Origin of the sequence: Corallococcus praedator (genome assembly GCF_003612125.1) — a bacterium.
GTDB classification, from domain to species: Bacteria; Myxococcota; Myxococcia; order Myxococcales; family Myxococcaceae; genus Corallococcus; species Corallococcus praedator.
Genome location: NZ_RAWI01000656.1, coordinates 1 through 2,869, shown reverse-complemented (window position 1 = coordinate 2,869; position 2,869 = coordinate 1). Strand labels below are relative to the sequence as shown.

General features: G+C 73.8%; 2 protein-coding genes. Both read right to left on the bottom strand.

Annotated elements, in window-relative coordinates; genetic code table 11:
• A partial coding sequence (locus D7Y13_RS40465; protein WP_147452623.1) for an AAA family ATPase occupies window positions 1–1,548 on the bottom strand: 1,548 nt, incomplete at its 3' end.
• On the bottom strand, window positions 1,545–2,789 hold the full coding sequence (locus D7Y13_RS40460) for an exonuclease SbcCD subunit D C-terminal domain-containing protein (RefSeq protein ID WP_120584190.1): 1,245 nt from the start codon (window positions 2,787–2,789) through the stop codon (window positions 1,545–1,547). The genes D7Y13_RS40465 and D7Y13_RS40460, both read right to left, overlap by 4 nt.
• Between the last annotated feature and the right edge of the window lie 80 nt (window positions 2,790–2,869).

Sequence of the window (2,869 nt, the reverse complement as noted above, 5' to 3'; positions counted from 1 at the left end):
CAGCGTGTCCTCCCCCAGCGCCGCCTCCGCGTGGGTCGCCAATGCCAGCGCCTGCGCTTCGGCCTCGGCCGCGCCCTGGTGTTCCTCGCGACGCGCCTGGGTCTCGCCGCCCAGCCGGTCCACGTCCTTCCCCAACCGGTCCGCGTCCGTCCCCGCCGCCTGCTCTTCCTTGAGGGCGCCCGCGTAGCGCTCCAGCTCGCGCTGCCAGCGGGGCCATTCCGTGGCCAGGGGCTCCCAGCTCTCATGCGAGGCGCGCCACGCCTGGGCCGCGTCCACCAGCCCCTGGGCCTTCGCCTCCGCGGCCTGCACCAGCGCCAGCGCCTCCTGGGCGGCGGTCTCCGCCGCCTGTGCCTGCTTCGCCAGCTCCGCGGTCTCCCGGGCCTCGCGCTCGGCCTCCGCGCGCCGCGTGTCCAGCCTCGCCGCCTCCTCCAACGCCGGACGCACCGAGGCCTCCGCCTCCTGCGCCGACGCCCGCGCCACCTCCGCCTGCATCCGCACCTGGCGCTGCGCCGCCGACGCCGCGAGCGCCGCTTCCGCCTGCGACGCGCGGCCGACCTGTTCCGCCTCCGCCAGCACACAGCGCTGCTCCGCGGTCTCCACCGCCGACACGACCGCGCGGAACCCCTCCGCCGCGCGCACCGACTCCAGCAGGGCCTCGCGAGGCGCCGCCGCCTCCTTCTCCTCCACGGCCCGCGTCACCGCGACGTCGGAAGCCTGTTCCTGTCCCACCAGCTCCGCGCGCAGCGCGTACCAGGACCGGGCCCCTTCGGCCTCGCGCAGCCGGGTCTCCTCGCGCACCCGCGCGACCTCCTCCTCGCCCAACTGGCCGCGCGCGCCCTCCCGCTCCGCGTCCGACAGCAGCGCGATGGCCGCGAGCCCGTGCGACAGCCGCGTCAACTCCTCCTGCTCCAGCGCGTTCTTCTTGTGCGCCGCGACGGACAGCCGGCTGTACACCTCCGTGCCCGTCATCCGCTCCAGCAGCTCCGCGCGCTCGTTCGCATCCGCGCGCAGGAACGCCGCGAACTCTCCCTGCGCCAGCAGCGCCGAGCGTCGGAACTGATCGAACGACAACCCCAGCCGCTCCTGAATGGCCTGGAGCACCTCGCCCTTGGTGCGGCCGAACAACTGCCCCGTGGCCACGTCCGTCAGGCTCAGCTCCTGCGGCCGGAAGCGCCCTTCCGCGCGCTCTCGCGCCCGCCACACGTTCCAGCGCGCCCGGTAGCGCCGCCCGTCCTTGCCCTGGAAGTCCACCTCCGCGTGGCCCTTGCCCGCCCCGCGCCGCAGCATGCCGCGCACATCGTAGGCAGAAAGACGCGCCTCCTCGTCCTCGTCCGCGCGGCCCACCAGCACCTTGCTGGGCCCACCCAGCCGGGGCGTGCGGTCGAACAGCGCCAGACACAGCGCATCCAGGAGCGTGCTCTTCCCCGCGCCCGTCGCGCCGGAGATGGCGAACAGGCCCAACCTGTCCAGCGGCGCCTGATCCAGCTCCAGCTTGAACTCACCGGAGAAGCTCGTGAGGTTGCTGCCGCGAATCGCCAGGATCTTCACGACGCGTCCTCCTGCACCTGCGTGAGCAGCGCGTGGAACGACTCCAGCAGCTCCGGCGTGGGCGGCTCCTTGAAGTCCCGCGCATACCGGGCGAGGAACACGTCCTCTGGCGTGCGCTCCCGCAGCGACAGCCCCGGCCGCACGTCCGCCAGCGCCCCGCCCGTCCCCGTGTAGAAGGGCGTCAGCTTCACCAGCCGCGCCGCGCGTCCCTCCAGCGCCTGCTCCACCTTGTGGCGCAGCGCCGGCTCCGGCCGGGGCAGCGACACGCAGACCTCCAGGTACGGCCGCATCGACTCCGGCATCCCCGGCTCGAACGCGGGCAGCGCCGCGAGCAATTCCAGCACGTCCGCGAGCACCAGCGCGTCCCGGGCGGGCACCCGCACCATGTCCGTCGTGCGCGGCACCGGCAAAGGACGCACCTGATTGAGCGCCCCGTCCTCCACGTCCACCAGCAACACCTGATGTTTGTAGTGCGCTTCCGACAGGGACAGCGGCAACGGAGAGCCGCTGTAGCGCACGCCCTCGCGACCGCCCACGCGCTGGGCCTTGTGCAAATGCCCCAGCGCCGCGTACGCGACGTCCTCCGGGAACAGGTCCACCGGCAGCGCGTGCTGGTTGCCGCCCAATATCTTCCGCTCGCTCAGCTCCGACAGCTCCGAGCCCGTCATGTAGCAGTGGCCCATGGTCACCAGCGCCTGTCCGGAGCGCCGGCGCCTGCGCGCCCCGTCCAGCACCTCCGCGTACACGGAGCGCACGCCCTCCACCAACCGGTCCACCGTCGCGTCCGCCACCGGCGGCAGGTCCGAGGGCCGCAGGTACGGCACCGCCGCCACCCACGCGCCCACCTTCCCGCGCGCGTCGTGCACCGGCACCACCAGCCGCTCCAGCTCCAGCGCGCCCTGCTGACGCGGCAGCCCGCCCACCACGCGCACCCCCAGCGCGGTGAACAACGGATCCGGCGCGTCCAGTCGCGCCGCGGAGTCGTGGTTGCCGCCCACCACCACCACGTCCAGCTTCGGCAGCGCACGGCGCGCGCGCGCGATGAAGTGGTACCAAGCCGCCTGCGCCTCCGCGCTGGGGTTGGCCGTGTCGAAGATGTCCCCGGCCACCAGGAGCGCGTCCACCTCCTCCGACTCCAGCGTGGCCAGCAGCCACGTCAGGAACGCGGTGTGCTCCGCCTCGCGCGAGACGTCATACAGCGTGTGTCCCAGGTGCCAGTCCGACGTGTGCAGCAGGCGCATCCCGCGTTCACCCTCCCTCGTGGCCCGGCCCCAGGCGCCAGCCGGGCAGCCTCCCCCGGTGACGGCCCGACTCCTGTCTC